We start from the raw sequence: 15123 nt of genomic DNA, 5'->3' as shown, positions 1-15123 counted from the left end.
CACCCTCCCATAAAAAAAACCACAGATCGACGTTGTGTGGGGGGGGGGGCCCCCCCCCGGGGGGGGGCCCGCCCCGGGGGGGGGGGGCGGGGGGGGGGGGCCCGCCGCCCCCCCCCCGGGACCGACAGAACCGCAGGTCATCAGCCCTTGCGGGACTTGACCTCTTCGGTGAGCTGCGGGACGACCTCGAAGAGGTCGCCCACGACGCCGTAGTCGACGAGGTCGAAGATCGGAGCCTCGGCGTCCTTGTTGATGGCGACGATGGTCTTCGAGGTCTGCATGCCCGCGCGGTGCTGGATCGCGCCGGAGATGCCGGAGGCGATGTACAGCTGCGGCGAGACCGACTTGCCGGTCTGGCCGACCTGGTTGGAGTGCGGGTACCAGCCGGCGTCGACGGCGGCGCGGGAGGCGCCGACGGCGGCACCGAGCGCGTCGGCCAGCGCCTCGACGACGGTGAAGTCGCCGTTGACGCCACGACCGCCGGAGACCACGATCGCGGCCTCGGTCAGCTCCGGGCGGCCGGTCGACTCGCGCGGGGTGCGGGAGACGACCTTGGTGCCGTGGGCCTTCTCCGAGAAGGAGACGGCGAGCGCCTCGACGGCGCCGGCGGCCGGGGCGGCCTCGACGGGGGCCGAGTTCGGCTTGACCGTGATGACCGGGGTGCCCTTGGAGACGCGGGACTTGGTGGTGAAGGAGGCGGCGAACGCGGACTGCGTCGCGACCGGGCCCTCGTCACCGGCCTCCAGGTCCACGGCGTCGGTGATGATGCCGGAGCCGATGCGCACCGCGAGGCGGGCGGCGATCTCCTTGCCCTCGGCGGAGGAGGGGACGAGCACGGCAGCCGGGGAGACGGCGTCGTACGCGGCCTGGAGGGCCTCGACCTTCGGGACGACGAGGTACTCGGCGAACTCGGGGGCGTCGGCGGTGAGGACCTTCACCGCGCCGTGCTCGGCGAGCGCGGCGGCGGTGTCGGCGGCGCCGTTGCCGAGGACGACGGCGACCGGGTCGCCGAGGCGGCGGGCGAGGGTCAGCAGCTCCAGGGTGGGCTTGCGGACGGCTCCGTCGACGTGGTCGACGTAGACGAGGATGTCAGCCATGGGACTTCAATCTCCTGCGAACGGAAAGGGGGCGGTCTGAGGGGACGGCGCGGTTCGCGCGAGCCCTTAGATGAACTTCTGGCTCGCGAGGAACCCGGCCAGCTGCTTGCCGCCCTCGCCCTCGTCCTTGACGATCGTGCCCGCGGTGCGCGCCGGGCGCTCGGCGGCGGAGTCGACCGCGGTCCAGGCGCCCTCCAGGCCGACCTCCTCGGCCTCGATGTCGAGGTCCGAGAGGTCCAGGGACTCCACCGGCTTCTTCTTGGCGGCCATGATGCCCTTGAAGGACGGGTAGCGGGCCTCGCCCGACTGGTCCGTCACGGAGACGACGGCCGGAAGCGAGGCCTCCAGCTGCTCGGAGGCGGTGTCGCCGTCACGGCGGCCGGTGACGGTGCCGTTGGGGCCACCCTCGATCTTGACCTCGGAGAGCAGGGTGACCTGCGGGACGCCCAGGCGCTCGGCGAGGATCGCCGGGAGGACACCCATGGTGCCGTCGGTGGACGCCATGCCGGCGATGACGACGTCGTAGCCGACCTTCTCGATCGCCTTGGCGAGCACCAGCGAGGTGCCCATGACGTCGCTGCCGTGCAGGTCGTCGTCCTCGACGTGGACGGCCTTGTCGGCGCCCATGGAGAGCGCCTTGCGCAGCGCGTCCTTGGCGTCCTCGGGGCCGACCGTGAGCACGGTGACCTCGGCGTCGTCGGCCTCTTCGGCGATCTGCAGGGCCTGCTCGACGGCGTACTCGTCGAGCTCCGACAGCAGGCCGTCGACGTCGTCGCGGTCGACGGTCAGGTCATCGGCGAAGTGCCGGTCGCCGGTGGCGTCGGGCACGTACTTCACACAGACAACGATCCTCAAGCTCACGCCGGCTCTCCTACTGCATCGGTCATAACTGGGCTGCCTTGTTGCTCGCAGCATAGGCGCCTGAAGGGCGGGTTTCCGGTCGGGGCGCCAGACGCCCCGACCCGAATATTACTCGCCAGTACACCCAGTTCGTTACCGCTGAGCAAGCGCTCAGGCATGTGACCTTCCCAACGCGCGGAGAGCGGCGCGTACGGGAACTCTCAGTCGCGCAGCGCGTTGAAGCGGCCGTGGTGGTAGAGGAGCGGCCGACCCGCCCCGTCCGGGTCGCCGGCGACGGCCTGCGCGATGACGATCCGGTGGTCCCCGGCGGGCACCCGGGCCACCACGCGGCAGACCAGCCAGGCGAGGACGCCGTCGAGGACGGGCACGCCCTCGGGGCCGATGCTCCAGCGGGTGGCCTCGCCGAAGCGGTCGGCGCCGCTGCGCGCGAAGGTGGCCGCGAGTTCCTGCTGGTGCTCGCCGAGTATGTGCACGCCGATGAACTCGGCCTCGGAGACCACGGGCCAGCTGGAGGAGCCCGTACCCACCCCGAAGGAGATCAGCGGGGGTTCGGCGGCGACGGAGTTGAGCGAGGTGGCGGTGAAGCCGACGGGGCGTTCGCCGTGCGCGGTGACGACCGCGACTCCGGCCGCGTGCCGGCGGAAGACGGAGCGGAGCAGATCGGGAGAGGCCTGCCGGGGTGCGCCGATCGTGGGCACGGTGCTGAGCTGGAGGTCCGGCGTAACCGTCATGGAGTTGTCCTTCTGCGAGGGCGGCATCAAAGGGGTCCCGGGGTGATCAGACACCCGGACAGCGCGCACTCGCGTTGCGGGCCAGATCCACGTGGGCCCGGCCGTAGAGAAGGAGTTCTATGGGCACTCCGCCAGGGTGACGATCGGTGGCGGGTGCAGTCAAGTGCGTACCGGGATGTGGGAGAAGTGTCACGGCGTCAGACCGCCCCCGCCGGGCCCCGGCGAACCGCCCGTCACACCGCCCTGCCCAGGGCGGCGATGACGTCGGCCCTGCGGGGCTGTCCGGCGGCCCGGCGGACGACGCGCCCGGCGGCGTCGAGGACGAGGACGGTGGGGGTACGGGCGATGCCGAGCTCGCGCACGAGGTCGAGCCGCTCCTCCGCGTCGATCTCCACGTGCCCCACGCCCGGCACCATCGCGGCGACCTCCGCGAGGGTGCGGCGGGTGGCCCGGCAGGGCTGGCAGAAGGCCGTCGAGAACTGGACGAGGGTGGCCCGCTCCCCCAGTGCGGCGCCGAGCGCCTCCGGCCCCAGGACCTCGGTCATGCCTCTCCTCTTCCCTCGCCCGTTCCTCCGGTGCAGCGTCCCACGGGGCCGATCGATTCCCGCCATGGCCACCGCGAGTGACGAGAATCTCCCTGTACGAAGCCGTCTGGACTGGTCACGGGGCCCCACATGGGGCACGATCTGCCCAAAGCCGAAAACCTACGGCCGCGTAACTTCGCCGGGAGAAACCTCTCCGGGCACGTGAAGAAGAGGTTCCTCTCCGATGGCAGAACTCGTCTATCGACCGGTCGTCGGTGCCGCGCTCACCCTGTTCAAGGCGCTCGATCTGAAGATCGACACGCAGGGTTCGGAGCACATCCCCCGGACGGGCGGGGCGGTGCTCGTGAGCAACCACATCAGCTACCTGGACTTCATCTTCACCGGCCTCGCCGCCCTGCCGCAGAAGCGCCTGGTGCGCTTCATGGCGAAGGACTCGGTCTTCAAGCACAAGGTCTCGGGACCGCTCATGCGCGGCATGAAGCACATCCCGGTGGACCGCGCCGCGGGCGAGCACGCGTACAAGCACGCCCTGGAGTCGCTGCGCGCCGGGGAGATCATCGGCGTCTTCCCCGAGGCGACCATCTCGCAGTCCTTCACGCTCAAGAGCTTCAAGACGGGTGCCGCGCGCCTGGCGCAGGAGGCGGGCGTCCCGCTGATCCCGATGGCGCTGTGGGGCACCCAGCGACTGTGGACGAAGGGCAAGCCGCGGAACTTCAAGCGGAGCCACATCCCGGTGACCATCCGCGTCGGCGAGCCCGTGGAGGCCCCCGCCGACCAGTACGCGGGCGCGATCACCCGGCGCCTCCGCGAGCGCGTCCAGGAGCTCCTGGAGGCCGCTCAGCGCGCCTACCCGGTCCGCCCGAAGGACGCGAGCGACACGTGGTGGGTGCCCGCGCACCTCGGCGGTACGGCTCCGACGCCGGCCCAGGTCAAGGAAGCCGGCTGACGGAACCGTTTCTTCCCGCCGTCGGGGCCCAGAGCTCCGACGGCAGCGTCCGGTCGAGGGCCGGACGGTCGGGGGCGGCCCTCAGGGCGCCCAGGACGGCCGGGTGCGGCTCGGCGTACAGCTCCGGGTAGTCGATCTCGCCGAGCTCCGGCCGTACGGTCCGGGCCAGCCGCTCCTCCCCGAGCGAGAACCGGGCGTCGACGCCCGGCTTGTTCCCCCGCACGTCCTGGCGGGCCCAGGCGCGCCCGCCGGGCAGCAGGACGGCGGCCAGGCCGTGGATCACCGGGTCCGAGCCGTCGTCCTCGGTGAGCCGCTGGTAGCAGAGGGCGGCGGGGATCCCGCGGGCCCGCAGGAGCGCGACGTACGCGAGGGACTTGGCGTAGCAGATGCCGGTGCGCGTCCCCAGGACGTCGGAGGCGCGCCAGGTGACGCGGAGATCGCCGGAGTCCATGGAGTGCGGGATGGCGTCGCGCACGAACGCGTAGGCCGCCTCGGCGTACGCGTATGCGTCGGGGTGATCCTCGACGAGGCGGTCGGAGATCTCCCTGACGAGTGGATGGTCGTGATCGACGGACTCGCTCACCGCGAGGTACGCGTCGACGTCGGGGTTCTGCTGGATGAGTTCCATGCGGGACGACCCTAGGAAAACGGCCGGACGGAGTCAATAACTTTCCGTCCGGCCGTATATTCATGCAGAGAGAGCTAGCGGGCCAGCTCTTCCTTCAGCGCCTGGAGGAAGGCGTCCACGTCGTCCTCCGTGGTGTCGAAGGCGCACATCCAGCGGACATCGCCGGCGGCCTCGTCCCAGAAGTAGAAGCGGAACCGTTCCTGCAGTCGTCGGCTCACCTCGTGCGGGAGGCGGGCGAAGACCGCGTTGGCCTGCACCGGGTAGAGGATCTCCACCCCGTCGAGCTCGCGCACCCCGGCGGCGAGGCGCTGGGCCATCGCGTTGGCGTGGCGGGCGTTGCGCAGCCACAGGTCCTTCGCGAGGAGGGCCTCCAGCTGCACCGACACGAAGCGCATCTTCGAGGCGAGCTGCATGGACAGCTTGCGCAGGTGCTTCATGTGGCTGACCGCGTCCGGGTTGAGGACGACGACGGCCTCGCCGAAGAGCATGCCGTTCTTCGTCCCGCCGTACGAGATCACGTCCACGCCGACCGCGTTGGTGAAGGCGCGCATCGGCACGTCGAGCGAGGCGGCCGCGTTGGCGATGCGGGCCCCGTCGAGGTGCACCTTCATGCCCTTGGAGTGGGCGTGCTCGACGATCGCGCGGATCTCCTCCACCGTGTAGACGGTGCCGAGCTCCGTGTTCTGGGTGATCGAGACGACCTGGGGCATGGCCCGGTGCTCGTCCTCCCAGCCCCAGGCCTGCCGGTCGATCAGCTCGGGGGTGAGCTTGCCGTCCGGGGTCGGGACGGTGAGCAGCTTGAGGCCGCCCATCCGCTCCGGCGCGCCGCCCTCGTCCACGTTGATGTGGGCGGTCTCGGCGCAGATCACGGCGCCCCAGCGGTCGGTGAGCGCCTGGAGCGCGGTCACGTTCGCCCCGGTCCCGTTGAAGACCGGGAAGGCTTCGGCGGTGGGGCCGAAGTGGCTGTGCATGATCCGCTGGAGGTGATCGGTGTACTGGTCCTCGCCGTAGGCGACCTGGTGGCCTTCGTTGGCGAGGGCGAGGGCCGCGAGGACCTCGGGGTGGGCGCCGGCGTAGTTGTCGCTGGCGAAGCCCCGGACCGACGGGTCGTGGTGACGACGTGCGTCGGTCCTGGGGCCGAGTGCCGCGGTCACGGCTTGGGGGTCAGCCACAGACGCTGTCCATTCACTTCCTGGGCGGGCTTGTCCCAGAGACCCGCGATCTCGTTCGCCAGGTCCTTGACGTCGGTGAAGCCCGCGAACTTCGCGTTGGGGCGTTCGGCGCGCATGGCGTCGTGCACCAATGCCTTGATCACCAGGATGGCAGCCGCCGCCTGCGGGCCGTCGTCGCCCCCCAGCTTGCGGAAGGAGTCCGCCATGGCCAGGGTCCACGCCTCGGCGGCCGCCTTGCCGGCGTTGTACGCGGCGTTGTTGGCGACCGGCTTGTGCGCGCCGGACTGGCTGACCAGGGCGTACCGGCCGCGTCCGCCGGCGCGCAGCAGCCCGTCGTGGAAGGCGAGCGAGGTGTGCTGGACCGTGCGGATCAGGAGCTTCTCCAGGAAGTCCCAGTCCTTGAGGTCCGTCTCCGTGAAGGAGGGGGCTCCGCGCCAGCCGCCGACGAGGTGGACCAGGCCGTCGATCCGGCCGAACTCCTTCTCGGTCTTCGCGGCCCAGTCGCGGGTGGCGTCCAGGTCGAGCAGGTCGACGGTGTCGCCGATGACCTTGGCTCCGCCGTGGGCGTAGCGGGCGGCGTCGACGGCCTCGGCGAGGCGCGCCGGGTCGGCGTCGGAGGCGACGACGGTCGCGCCGGCCTCGGCGAGACGCATCAGCGCCGCGCGGCCCGCGGGGCCGGCCGCGCCGGCGACCGCGATGACGGCGCCGTCGAGCGGTCCGCCGTTTCCGTTGGAGATCATGGGCGACGCCTCCTCGGTGTTCTCGGTGAGGTCGCTCACGCGGCGGCCCGCTCGGTGCTCGGGACGTCGGCGGCGGTGATCCCCTTGGTGTCGGCGATCACGCCCTTCAGCTTCTTGGCGAGGGCCTCAAAGAACATGCTGAGCGGAAACTCGTCGGGAAGCACGTCGTCGACGAGCTTGCGCGGCGGGAGGGAGAGGTCGAGGGCGTCGGGACCCTTGGCCCACTTCGATCCCGGGTGCGGGGCGAGGTAGGTGGAGACGAACTCGTACGCCTTGAACCAGTGGACCAGCTTCGGGCGGTCGATGCCCTCGCGGTAGAGGGTCTCGATCTCGGAGCAGAGGCGGTTGGTGACCTCGGGGGCCCGGTCCCAGTCGATCGTGAGGACGTTGTCCGTCCAGCGCACCACGTCGTTCTTGTGGAGGTACGCGAAGAGGAGCTGGCCGCCCAGACCGTCGTAGTTGCGGACGCGGTCGCCGGTGAGCGGGAAGCGGAACATCCGGTCGAAGAGGACGGCGTACTGCACGTCACGGCCGTGCCCGTTGCCCTCGGACTCCAGCTTCACGGCCTCCTTGAAGGCGGTGAGGTCGCAGCGGAGCTCCTCCAGGCCGTACATCCAGAAGGGCTGGCGCTGCTTGATCATGAAGGGGTCGAAGGGCAGGTCGCCGCGGCTGTGGGCACGGTCGTGGACCAGGTCCCAGAGCGCGAAGGCCTGCTGGCAGCGCTCCTGGTCGCCGAGCATGACGGCGATGTCCTCGGGGAGCTTCACGCCGAGGGTGTCGACGGCGGCCTCGGTGACCTTGCGGAAGCGCGCGGCCTCGCGGTCGCAGAAGATGCCGCCCCAGGTGAAGCGCTCGGGAACCTCGCGGACGGCGACGGTCTCCGGGAAGAGGACGGCCGAGTTGGTGTCGTACCCGGCGGTGAAGTCCTCGAAGGTGATGCCGCAGAAGCCCGGGTTGTCGTAGCGGGTGCGCTCCAGCTCGGAGAGCCACTCGGGCCAGACCATGCGGAGCACGACGGCCTCGAAGTTGCGGTCCAGGTTGCCGTTCTGCGTGTACATCGGGAAGAGCACGAGGTGCTGGAGCCCGTCGGCACGGCCGGCGGCCGGGTGGAACTCCATGAGGGAGTCCAGGAAGTCCGGCACGGCGAAGCCGCTCTCGACCCACTTGCGCAGGTCCGCGACGAGGGCGCGGTGGTAGGCGCCGTCGTGCGGGACGAGCGGGGAGAGCTGCTCGACGGACGCGGCCAGGCGGTCCACGGCCAGCTCGACGAGCGCGCGGGCGGGGGCGCCCTCGGCCTCGAAGTCGATGGAGCCGTCGGCGCTCTGCCAGGGGCGGATCTCCTCCACGGCATTCTTGAGCTCGGCCCAGGCCGGGTGGTCGATCACGCGGGCGTCGGTGGTTATCCCCCCACCGGTCACGTCCTGCACAAGAATTTCCGTCATGCCTCTTCCTCCACAGGAGAACCTTGCGTCAAGAAACCGTATCCATGCACGGCTCCTTCTCGCAAGAGGAGGCGAGAGAAATTATCCTGTGCGACCCCCCTGGCGACAGAAGTTTTTCCTGTCAGCCAGGGTCGAGGCCGTTCTTCCGGCGTAAGAGGACCGTCCGGCTCAGCTCAGCGGCTTGATCAGCAGCTCGAACTCCAGGTCGTCGCGCTGGGGCAGCCCGAAGCGCTCGTCGCCGTACGGGAACGGGGTCGTCCGGCCCGTACGCCGGTAGCCGCGCCGCTCGTACCAGGCGATCAGCTCCTCGCGCACGGAGATCACCGTCATGTGCATCTCGCGGACGTCCCACAGCTCGCGCACCCGGCGCTCGGCCTCCGCGATGATCCGCTTGCCCAGACCCGCGCCCTGGAGCTCGGGACGGACCGCGAACATGCCGAAGTAGGCGGCCTCGCCCCGGTGCTCCAGCTGGCAACAGGCGACGAGCTCGCCGTCGCGCTCGACGACCAGGAGCCGGCTGCCGGGGGCGGTGATGACCGCGGTCACGCCCTCAGGGTCGGTGCGCTGCCCCTGGAGGATGTCCGCCTCCGTGGTCCAGCCGCCCCGGCTGGCGTCGCCCCGGTAGGCCGACTCGACGAGCGGGACGAGGGACGGGACGTCGTCCAGGACCGCGTCGCGGTAGCTGATCCGGCCGGTCTCCTGGGACGTGGCGGTGTCCATGTAATCGGGGCTCCCCTCGGGCGCTGACGATCGGCGTGCGCGATCGTCCCGAGCCTAACGCGCGCCTTCCGCTCCCCTCGTACACCTGTGCGCGCCCCCGTGCCCGCGTGCGGCGCCCGGGAGACGGGCATTCCTCCCTGGACAGGCCATAGGGGAGGTGTGCCGTGCACGGACCGGCCCCGTCGGGGTGGTTGCTGGTCGCGCTGTGCGCGGCGACGGGCGTGTACTGCCTGCTGCGGATGCGCGCCTGCGCCGGTGCGGAGCGCGAGGCCGCGGGCGGCGAGGCGGTGATGGGCTTCGGGATGGCCTTCATGGCGCTGCCCGCCGCGGTCCTGACCCCGCCGGACTGGGTCTCGCCGGTGTACGCGGCGGTGTTCGGCGCGGCGGCGCTGCACGGTCTCCTCGCGGTGCGGCGGGGCGGTCACCATCTGCACCATCTGGTGGGCTCGCTCGCCATGGTCTACATGGCGCTGTCGATGGCGGCTCCCGGCGCGGCGGGGGCGCAGACGGGGCACGCGGGGCACACGGCCGGGGGTGCGGGGGCGGTGGCCGGCGTACCCGTGCTCACGGGCGGGCTCCTCCTCTACTACACGGTGTACGTGCTCCGCTCGGGCGCGCGGCTCGTCCCGGTGGCGGCGGCCGCCGGTGGCCCGGGGCCCTCCTGGGCGACCCGGCCGGAACTGACGCTCGCCTGCCGGCTCTCGATGGCGCTCGCCATGCTCGCGATGCTGGTGACCCTGTGAGGCCGGCGCCGCGCCCGGGGGGCCTCTCGGGATCCGGCCCGGCGACAGCGCGTTCCGCCCAACCAAACCGTGGCGTACGTCACTTGCCGTCCGAGCCCATACCCCCGGCGAGTACCGCGCTCATAGGCTGACGCCCATGTGGGTCTCCCTCGCGCTGTTCCTGCTCGGCGTCCTGACCGCCCTCTCGGCCCCCCGGCTGCTGTCCCGCGCCGACTGGGTGGAGCGAGAACCCGTGGTGGCCCTGTGGGTGTGGCAGTGCGTGGTGGCCGCGGTCCTGGTCAGCTTCGCGCTCTCCATGACGTTCAGCGCGTCGGCCGCCTGGCAGGCCGTGCGGGGACAGGTCTTCGCGCCCGCGCCGCGCGCGGTCGTCGACGCGTACGAACTCGGCACGTCCGGGCCCTGGTCCGCGGTGCTCGCGGTGGCGCTGGCGGCCGGCGGGCTCTGGTCCGGGGCCATGCTGGGGCGCGAGATCGGACAGGCCCGCGCCCGGCGCCGACAGCGCCGCTGCGATCTGCTCGTCCGCGCGCCCCTGCTGCCCGGGGAGCGGCCGGGCAGCGAGCGGCTCGTCGTCCTGGAGGGCGAGCGGGCGGACGCCTGGTGGATGGCGGGCCCGACGCCCCAGCTGGTCGTCACGACGGCGGCGCTGCGGCGGTTGAAGGGGCGCCAGCTGGACGCGCTCCTCGCGCACGAGCAGGGCCACGCCCGGGCCCGGCACGACTGGCTGCTGCACTGCTCGGGGGCGCTGGCCGCCGGATTCCCGGGGATCCCGGTCTTCGCGGCCTTCCGCGAGGAGATGCACCGCCTGGTGGAACTGGCCGCCGACGACGTGGCCTCGCGCCGCTTCGGACGCCTGACGATCGCGCTCGCGCTGGTCGAACTGAACGAGGACCGGGGCGTGTTCGGCCCCGGCCCGGCCCCCGCCGCCGATCTCCCGCAGCGGGTGAACCGGCTGCTGACCGCGGCCCCCCGCCTCACCGCCGCCCACCGGCTCCGGCTGACGGCGGCCGCGTCCCTGGTCCCCGTGATCCCCGTACTCGTGGCCTTCGTACCGGCGCTCCGCGCGCTGGGATAGCCGACGGATGACGGCGGACACGGCCGGGACGGCGGAGGCGGAACGCCTCGCACGCACGGCCGGTGCCGGTCGGGCGGCGACGCGCGCCGTCGGTGCGGAGAGCGGCGCGGGGCGGCCCGTCGGGCAGGATCGGCGCATGCGCACCTCCGCCCTGGTCTCCGGGGTCCTGGCCCTGATCCTGCTCGTGCTCGTCGCCGTGGGGTGGCCGCCGCTGCTCTCCTTCGACCGGTCGGTCGCCGAGGCGCTCCACCGCAGCGCCCTCGCCCACCCCGGGTTCACCCACGTCAACCGGGTCCTGAGCGACTGGGTGTGGGACCCGTGGACGATGCGTGCCCTCGCCGCCGTCACCGCGGGGGTGCTGTGGTGGCGGCGGGAGCGGCGGACGGCCCTGTGGGTGGTCGGGGCGAGCCTGCTGGCCGTCGGACTCCAGCAAGCCCTGAAGGCGCTGGTGGGGCGGGAGCGTCCGCAGTGGACCGACCCCGTCGACTCGGCGGACTACTCCGCCTTCCCGTCGGGGCACGCGATGACGGCGACCGTCACCTGCGGACTGCTGCTGTGGGTGCTCGCCCTGCACTGGCGGGAGGAGTGGCGCGGCTGGGGCACCCTGGCGGGCGCCGCCGTCGTCTCGGTGCTCGGGGTGGGCTGGACACGGGTCTACCTGGGCGTGCACTGGCCCTCGGACGTCGTGGAGGGCTGGCTGCTGGGCTGGTTCTGCGTGGCCGTGGCGGTGCTCACGTACCGGCGGACCGCGCCCCGAGGCGGCAGCGACGACGCGGGGAGCGACGGGAGCAGAATGGGAGAAGAACGATGAAGCCGCCTGTTCTGGACGATCCCCCGTGTCGCCCAGAACAGACGGCATCCCCGGCGGCCTGCCACACGGGCATGCCGACGGGATGCGCCGAGTATATTGGCCGGCAGCCAGTCAACGCAGGAGTCCAAGCATGTCCCCGCGTAGCCCATCGGTCAATGAAGAGCTTCGGCGCCGGTCACGGGAGCGGATCCTGCGGGCCACCGCGGACCTGGTCGACGCCCACGGCTACGAGGCGACCACGCTCGGCGACATAGCGGAGCGGGCCGGCACGGCGCGGGGGCTGATCTCGTACTACTTCCCGGGCAAGCGGCAGCTGCTCCAGGCGGCGGTGCACCGGCTGATGCACCTGACGCTGGAGGAGGCCCTGGAGCGGGAGCCGCGCACGGAGGACGGCCGCGAGCGGCTGGCCCGCGCGATCGACGCGATCCTGGGGCTCGCGGTGACGCGGCCCACCCTGATGCGCACCCACATGGCGGGCATCCTGCAGGCCGACGGGTTCGTGCAGTGCGAGGAGCAGCAGCGCCTGGCCTTCCTGCTGCGGGACACGGTCGTCCGGTACGGCTCCGCCGACGTGGACACGGACTACCCGCTGCTGCGCGCCCTGCTGATGGGCGCGGTGGTGGCGGTGCTGCTGCCGGGGGCCCCGCTGCCGCTGGAGCGCCTGCGGTCGGAGCTGTTCCACCGGTACGGGCTCGACTGGGAGGCGGGCATGCCGCCGGACGGGGGTCCGCCCGGCGGCACGCCGGCGCTCAGGAGGCGGTGATCAGTCCTTGAAGTCGTCGAAGTAGTCCGGCTGGGTCTGGACGTTGAGCTCGTCCATCCGGATCCGCTTCGCCGGGTCCGTACGGGGGTCGGAGAGCTTCAGGACGTCGAAGCCCTTCGCGATGTCGTTCGAGTAGATGTAGCCGTTGTAGTAGTACGCGGACCACGAGCCGCCGATCGAGAGCGTGGTCGCGGAGAGCGGGCCGCGCTCGAAGTAGCCGATCTCCTTCGGGGCGGAGGAGTCGGTGAAGTCCCAGACGGAGACGCCGCCCTGGTACCAGGCCTGGACCATGAGGTCCTTGCCCTTGACCGGGATCAGCGAGCCGTTGTGGGCGACGCAGTTCTCGGTGTCGGCCTGGTGGCGCGGGATCTTGAAGTAGCTGCGGAAGACGAGCTTGCGCTTGTCGCCCTTGCCGACGATGTCGTAGATGCCGTCGGCACCCCGGTTCGGGCCGACCTCGGCGTTGCAGGTGGCGCCGCCGCCACCGCCGAGCTCGTCGGTGAAGACGACCTTGTTGGCCTTCTGGTTGAAGGTCGCGGAGTGCCAGAACGCGAAGTTGACGTTGTCCTCGACCTGGTCGATCACGCGCGGGTGTTCGGGGTCCTCGATGTCGAAGAGGATGCCGTCACCCATGCAGGCGCCGGCCGCGAGGTCCTTCTCGGGCAGCACGGTGATGTCGTGGCAGCCGGTGGTCTTGGAGACGCCCGGGTTGGTGGGCGCGCCCGGGTTGCCGCCGCCGTCGGGGCCCTCGCCCGGGAAGAGGACGGGGAAGTTGACGACCGCCGCCTGCTCGGGCGCCTTGCGGGGCACCTTGATGACGGAGATGCCGTCGTGCGGGGGCTGGCAGTCGGGGAAGGCGACGTTGGGCGAGTACGAGGCGACGTAGACGTACACGTTCTTGCCCTTGGGCAGGATCGTGTGGGTGTGGGAACCGCAGGAGGTCTCGACGGCGGCGACGTACTTCGGGTCGGTGACGTCGCTGATGTCGAAGACCCTGATGCCCTCCCAGGACTCCTTCATCGAGGCGGGCTGCGGGGTGCTGTGGCAGGAGTCGTCGTTGCGGGAGGAGTCGACGGAGAGGAAGAGGAGGTTTCCGGAGACGGAGACGTCGTTCTGGGCTCCGGGGCAGAGCACCTGCGCGACCGTCTTCGGGGTCTTCGGGTTGCTGATGTCGTAGATGCGGAAGCCGTCGTAGTTGCCGGCGAAGGCGTACTTGCCCTGGAAGGCGAGGTCCGTGTTGAGGCCCTTGAGGGCGTCCTTGGGGACGTTCGCGAGGTGCTCGATGTTCTTGCTGTGGACGACCTCGTCCACGCCGGGTATCTCGCCGCTCTGGATGGCGGAGCGAGCCTCGGCGGCCTGCTGCGAGGAGACCGCGCCCTGTGCGGGGGCGGCGTCTCCGGGGTCGGGGGTGGCGGCCGCGGGGCCTGCCGCGAGCAGTGTGGCCAGCAGCCCTGCGGCGGCGGATGCCACACCCAGGCGTCTGGACCGGGAACGCGGGTCACGCGTGTCGGACGTGGTACGCGGGGTACGCAACGAAGTCACTCCGTCCTCCCTGGTATCCGTTCGGCTGTGAACGGGTGTTGGACCCCGGCAGTATCTGTCGTGCCATGCACATCTCAACAGATGGCAACACAGACGTAATGAAGGTTTTTGATCGGTCATCCCGAGAAAGGTGCTAGGACGGTCACTGTCCCCGCAAGAACACCTGGAGGTCGCGTTGTTGATCCGCCGTCAGCGAGCCGTCACCGCCGTGGTCCTGTCCGCCGTCGCCGTACTCGCCCTGGGTGCCTGCGAGTCGGGGTCCGAGCAGGGCGCGCCGCGGGCCGGGGCGCCGAGCGGTCCCGCGGTGGTGGCGCCGGGGAGACCCGGAGAGCAGGCCCGGCGGATATCCCCCGAGGAGGCCGCCCGGATGCTTCCCGACGAGTCCCCGAACGGCGCCGACTTCCGCTACGTGCAGATGATGCTGGTGCACCACCGGCAGGCGCTGACGATGACGGACCTGGCCGCGGACCGGGCGGGCTCCACGCCGGTGAAGAAGGTGGCCGAGCGGATCGCGGCCGCGCAGGCGCCGGAGATCGGCGCCATGGAAGGTTGGCTGAAAAACAACGGCGGCCCGCGTGAACAGGGCGCCCACGACCATCACTCGATGCCGGGCATGGCGACCGAGGCCCAGCTGACGGAGCTGAGGAACACGAAGGGCGAGGCCTTCGACGAGCTCTTCCTGAAGCTCATGATCAGGCACCACGAGGGGGCCCTGACGATGGCCGCCGAGGTGCTGAGCGAGGGGAACAACGTCCTCGTGGAGGAGATGGCGAACGACGTGATCGCCCAGCAGACCGCGGAGATCCACCGGATGCGCTCCCTGTAGGGGAACCGGGGACGACAGGGAGCGGGGAGGGGCGGCGCCGGTCAGTCCGCCTCTCCCCCGCGCCCGGCCTGGGCGCCGGCGGCGGCGAGGACGGAGTCGAGGAGGCCCGGGAAGAGGGCGTCGAGGTCGCCCCTGCGCAGGAGGTTGTACTTGGCCGTGCCCCGGTACACCTGCTGGATGACGCCGCTCTCGCGGAGCACCCGGAAGTGGTGCGTGGTCGTGGACTTGGTCACCGGGAGGTCGAAGTACGAGCAGCTGAGTTCGGTGTCCTCGCGCGCCATCTCCCGCACGATCCGCAGGCGTACGGCGTCGGAGAGGGCGTGCAGCACCTCTTCGAGGCGGATCTGATCGCGCGTGGGGTGCTCCAGGACGCGCGGGCTGGTGGTGGTCGTCATGGCGGCGGCTCCACTTCATCCGGAATGCCGACCATTGTACGAGGGTTCTCGTAGTTTGACATTCGCCGTACTACGATGAGTATCGTATG

The 15123-nt window shown here is 71.3% G+C and carries 17 protein-coding genes; 6 read left to right on the top strand and 11 right to left on the bottom strand.

Going from position 1 to position 15123, the window contains the following annotated elements; all coding sequences use genetic code 11:
• Window positions 1–140 precede the first annotated feature (140 nt).
• From ACFYUS_RS13450 to ACFYUS_RS13435, 4 genes are all read right to left on the bottom strand, one after another.
• Complete coding sequence (locus tag ACFYUS_RS13450; RefSeq protein ID WP_388849840.1) at window positions 141–1097, bottom strand: electron transfer flavoprotein subunit alpha/FixB family protein; 957 nt, start codon at window positions 1095–1097, stop codon at window positions 141–143.
• Between the two features lie 66 nt (window positions 1098–1163).
• Window positions 1164–1958, bottom strand: coding sequence for an electron transfer flavoprotein subunit beta/FixA family protein (locus tag ACFYUS_RS13445; RefSeq protein WP_388849837.1), 795 nt, complete (start codon window positions 1956–1958; stop codon window positions 1164–1166).
• 200 nt (window positions 1959–2158) lie between these two features.
• Window positions 2159–2689 carry a flavin reductase family protein gene (locus ACFYUS_RS13440; RefSeq protein WP_388849834.1) on the bottom strand — a complete coding sequence of 177 codons (531 nt, stop codon included), beginning with the start codon at window positions 2687–2689 and terminating at the stop codon, window positions 2159–2161.
• A gap of 233 nt (window positions 2690–2922) precedes the next feature.
• On the bottom strand, window positions 2923–3234 hold the full coding sequence (locus ACFYUS_RS13435) for a thioredoxin family protein (RefSeq protein ID WP_030686007.1): 312 nt from the start codon (window positions 3232–3234) through the stop codon (window positions 2923–2925).
• Between the two features lie 223 nt (window positions 3235–3457).
• On the opposite strand from ACFYUS_RS13435, the gene ACFYUS_RS13430 reads away from it, so the two are divergent.
• Window positions 3458–4180: a lysophospholipid acyltransferase family protein gene (locus tag ACFYUS_RS13430; protein ID WP_388849831.1), complete on the top strand. Its 723-nt coding sequence runs from the start codon at window positions 3458–3460 to the stop codon at window positions 4178–4180.
• Here ACFYUS_RS13430 and ACFYUS_RS13425 read toward each other — a convergent pair.
• From ACFYUS_RS13425 to ACFYUS_RS13405, 5 genes are all read right to left on the bottom strand, one after another.
• A complete protein-coding gene (locus ACFYUS_RS13425; RefSeq protein ID WP_388849828.1) occupies window positions 4164–4808 on the bottom strand; it encodes a transglutaminase family protein in 645 nt (214 codons plus the stop codon). The genes ACFYUS_RS13430 and ACFYUS_RS13425 overlap by 17 nt on opposite strands.
• A 74-nt stretch (window positions 4809–4882) precedes the next feature.
• The gene (locus tag ACFYUS_RS13420) at window positions 4883–5962 is read right to left on the bottom strand and encodes a threonine aldolase family protein (protein WP_388849824.1); all 1080 of its coding nucleotides are present in this window, start codon (window positions 5960–5962) and stop codon (window positions 4883–4885) included.
• Window positions 5959–6720, bottom strand: coding sequence for an SDR family NAD(P)-dependent oxidoreductase (locus tag ACFYUS_RS13415; protein WP_388849821.1), 762 nt, complete (start codon window positions 6718–6720; stop codon window positions 5959–5961). Before ACFYUS_RS13415 ends, ACFYUS_RS13420 begins: the two co-directional genes overlap by 4 nt.
• Window positions 6721–6755: 35 nt before the next feature.
• The gene (locus ACFYUS_RS13410) at window positions 6756–8162 is read right to left on the bottom strand and encodes a DUF6421 family protein (RefSeq protein WP_388849819.1); all 1407 of its coding nucleotides are present in this window, start codon (window positions 8160–8162) and stop codon (window positions 6756–6758) included.
• Window positions 8163–8330: 168 nt separating this feature from the next.
• The gene (locus ACFYUS_RS13405; protein ID WP_388849816.1) at window positions 8331–8882 is read right to left on the bottom strand and encodes a GNAT family N-acetyltransferase; all 552 of its coding nucleotides are present in this window, start codon (window positions 8880–8882) and stop codon (window positions 8331–8333) included.
• Window positions 8883–9046: 164 nt separating this feature from the next.
• Between ACFYUS_RS13405 and ACFYUS_RS13400 the strand changes: the two genes are divergently transcribed.
• The 4 genes from ACFYUS_RS13400 (at window position 9047) to ACFYUS_RS13385 (ending at window position 12271) form a co-directional block, all read left to right on the top strand.
• Window positions 9047–9625 carry a DUF5134 domain-containing protein gene (locus ACFYUS_RS13400; RefSeq protein WP_388849813.1) on the top strand — a complete coding sequence of 193 codons (579 nt, stop codon included), beginning with the start codon at window positions 9047–9049 and terminating at the stop codon, window positions 9623–9625.
• 136 nt (window positions 9626–9761) lie between these two features.
• On the top strand, window positions 9762–10697 hold the full coding sequence (locus tag ACFYUS_RS13395) for a M56 family metallopeptidase (protein ID WP_388849810.1): 936 nt from the start codon (window positions 9762–9764) through the stop codon (window positions 10695–10697).
• A gap of 136 nt (window positions 10698–10833) precedes the next feature.
• The gene (locus tag ACFYUS_RS13390) at window positions 10834–11508 is read left to right on the top strand and encodes a phosphatase PAP2 family protein (protein WP_388849807.1); all 675 of its coding nucleotides are present in this window, start codon (window positions 10834–10836) and stop codon (window positions 11506–11508) included.
• Window positions 11509–11638: 130 nt separating this feature from the next.
• On the top strand, window positions 11639–12271 hold the full coding sequence (locus tag ACFYUS_RS13385) for a TetR/AcrR family transcriptional regulator (protein ID WP_388849804.1): 633 nt from the start codon (window positions 11639–11641) through the stop codon (window positions 12269–12271).
• Here the strand turns inward: ACFYUS_RS13385 and ACFYUS_RS13380 are convergent, their stop codons facing one another.
• Complete coding sequence (locus tag ACFYUS_RS13380) at window positions 12272–13813, bottom strand: LVIVD repeat-containing protein (protein WP_388849801.1); 1542 nt, start codon at window positions 13811–13813, stop codon at window positions 12272–12274.
• Between the two features lie 175 nt (window positions 13814–13988).
• On the opposite strand from ACFYUS_RS13380, the gene ACFYUS_RS13375 reads away from it, so the two are divergent.
• Window positions 13989–14639, top strand: a complete 651-nt coding sequence (locus tag ACFYUS_RS13375; protein ID WP_388849798.1) for a DUF305 domain-containing protein — start codon at window positions 13989–13991, stop codon at window positions 14637–14639.
• A 41-nt stretch (window positions 14640–14680) separates the two neighbouring features.
• Here the strand turns inward: ACFYUS_RS13375 and ACFYUS_RS13370 are convergent, their stop codons facing one another.
• The gene (locus ACFYUS_RS13370) at window positions 14681–15034 is read right to left on the bottom strand and encodes an ArsR/SmtB family transcription factor (protein ID WP_388849795.1); all 354 of its coding nucleotides are present in this window, start codon (window positions 15032–15034) and stop codon (window positions 14681–14683) included.
• Window positions 15035–15123: the final 89 nt, after the last annotated feature.

The organism is Streptomyces sp. NPDC004284 (assembly GCF_042874035.1).
Classification (GTDB): Bacteria; Actinomycetota; Actinomycetes; order Streptomycetales; family Streptomycetaceae; genus Streptomyces.
Note: the sequence above shows the minus strand (reverse complement) of the source record. Positions and strands in the feature narration are given on the sequence as shown.

Excerpts from the sequence above, each read along its gene's own strand:
- ACFYUS_RS13415 (WP_388849821.1), bottom strand. The coding sequence starts at position 6,720 with ATGATCTCCAACGGAAACGGCGGACCGCTCGACGGCGCCGTCATCGCG.
- ACFYUS_RS13450 (WP_388849840.1), bottom strand. The coding sequence starts at position 1,097 with ATGGCTGACATCCTCGTCTACGTCGACCACGTCGACGGAGCCGTCCGC.
- ACFYUS_RS13370 (WP_388849795.1), bottom strand. The coding sequence starts at position 15,034 with ATGACGACCACCACCAGCCCGCGCGTCCTGGAGCACCCCACGCGCGAT.
- ACFYUS_RS13385 (WP_388849804.1), top strand. The coding sequence starts at position 11,639 with ATGTCCCCGCGTAGCCCATCGGTCAATGAAGAGCTTCGGCGCCGGTCA.
- ACFYUS_RS13425 (WP_388849828.1), bottom strand. The coding sequence starts at position 4,808 with ATGGAACTCATCCAGCAGAACCCCGACGTCGACGCGTACCTCGCGGTG.
- ACFYUS_RS13390 (WP_388849807.1), top strand. The coding sequence starts at position 10,834 with ATGCGCACCTCCGCCCTGGTCTCCGGGGTCCTGGCCCTGATCCTGCTC.
- ACFYUS_RS13410 (WP_388849819.1), bottom strand. The coding sequence starts at position 8,162 with ATGACGGAAATTCTTGTGCAGGACGTGACCGGTGGGGGGATAACCACC.
- ACFYUS_RS13405 (WP_388849816.1), bottom strand. The coding sequence starts at position 8,882 with ATGGACACCGCCACGTCCCAGGAGACCGGCCGGATCAGCTACCGCGAC.
- ACFYUS_RS13395 (WP_388849810.1), top strand. The coding sequence starts at position 9,762 with ATGTGGGTCTCCCTCGCGCTGTTCCTGCTCGGCGTCCTGACCGCCCTC.
- ACFYUS_RS13440 (WP_388849834.1), bottom strand. The coding sequence starts at position 2,689 with ATGACGGTTACGCCGGACCTCCAGCTCAGCACCGTGCCCACGATCGGC.
- ACFYUS_RS13435 (WP_030686007.1), bottom strand. The coding sequence starts at position 3,234 with ATGACCGAGGTCCTGGGGCCGGAGGCGCTCGGCGCCGCACTGGGGGAG.
- ACFYUS_RS13430 (WP_388849831.1), top strand. The coding sequence starts at position 3,458 with ATGGCAGAACTCGTCTATCGACCGGTCGTCGGTGCCGCGCTCACCCTG.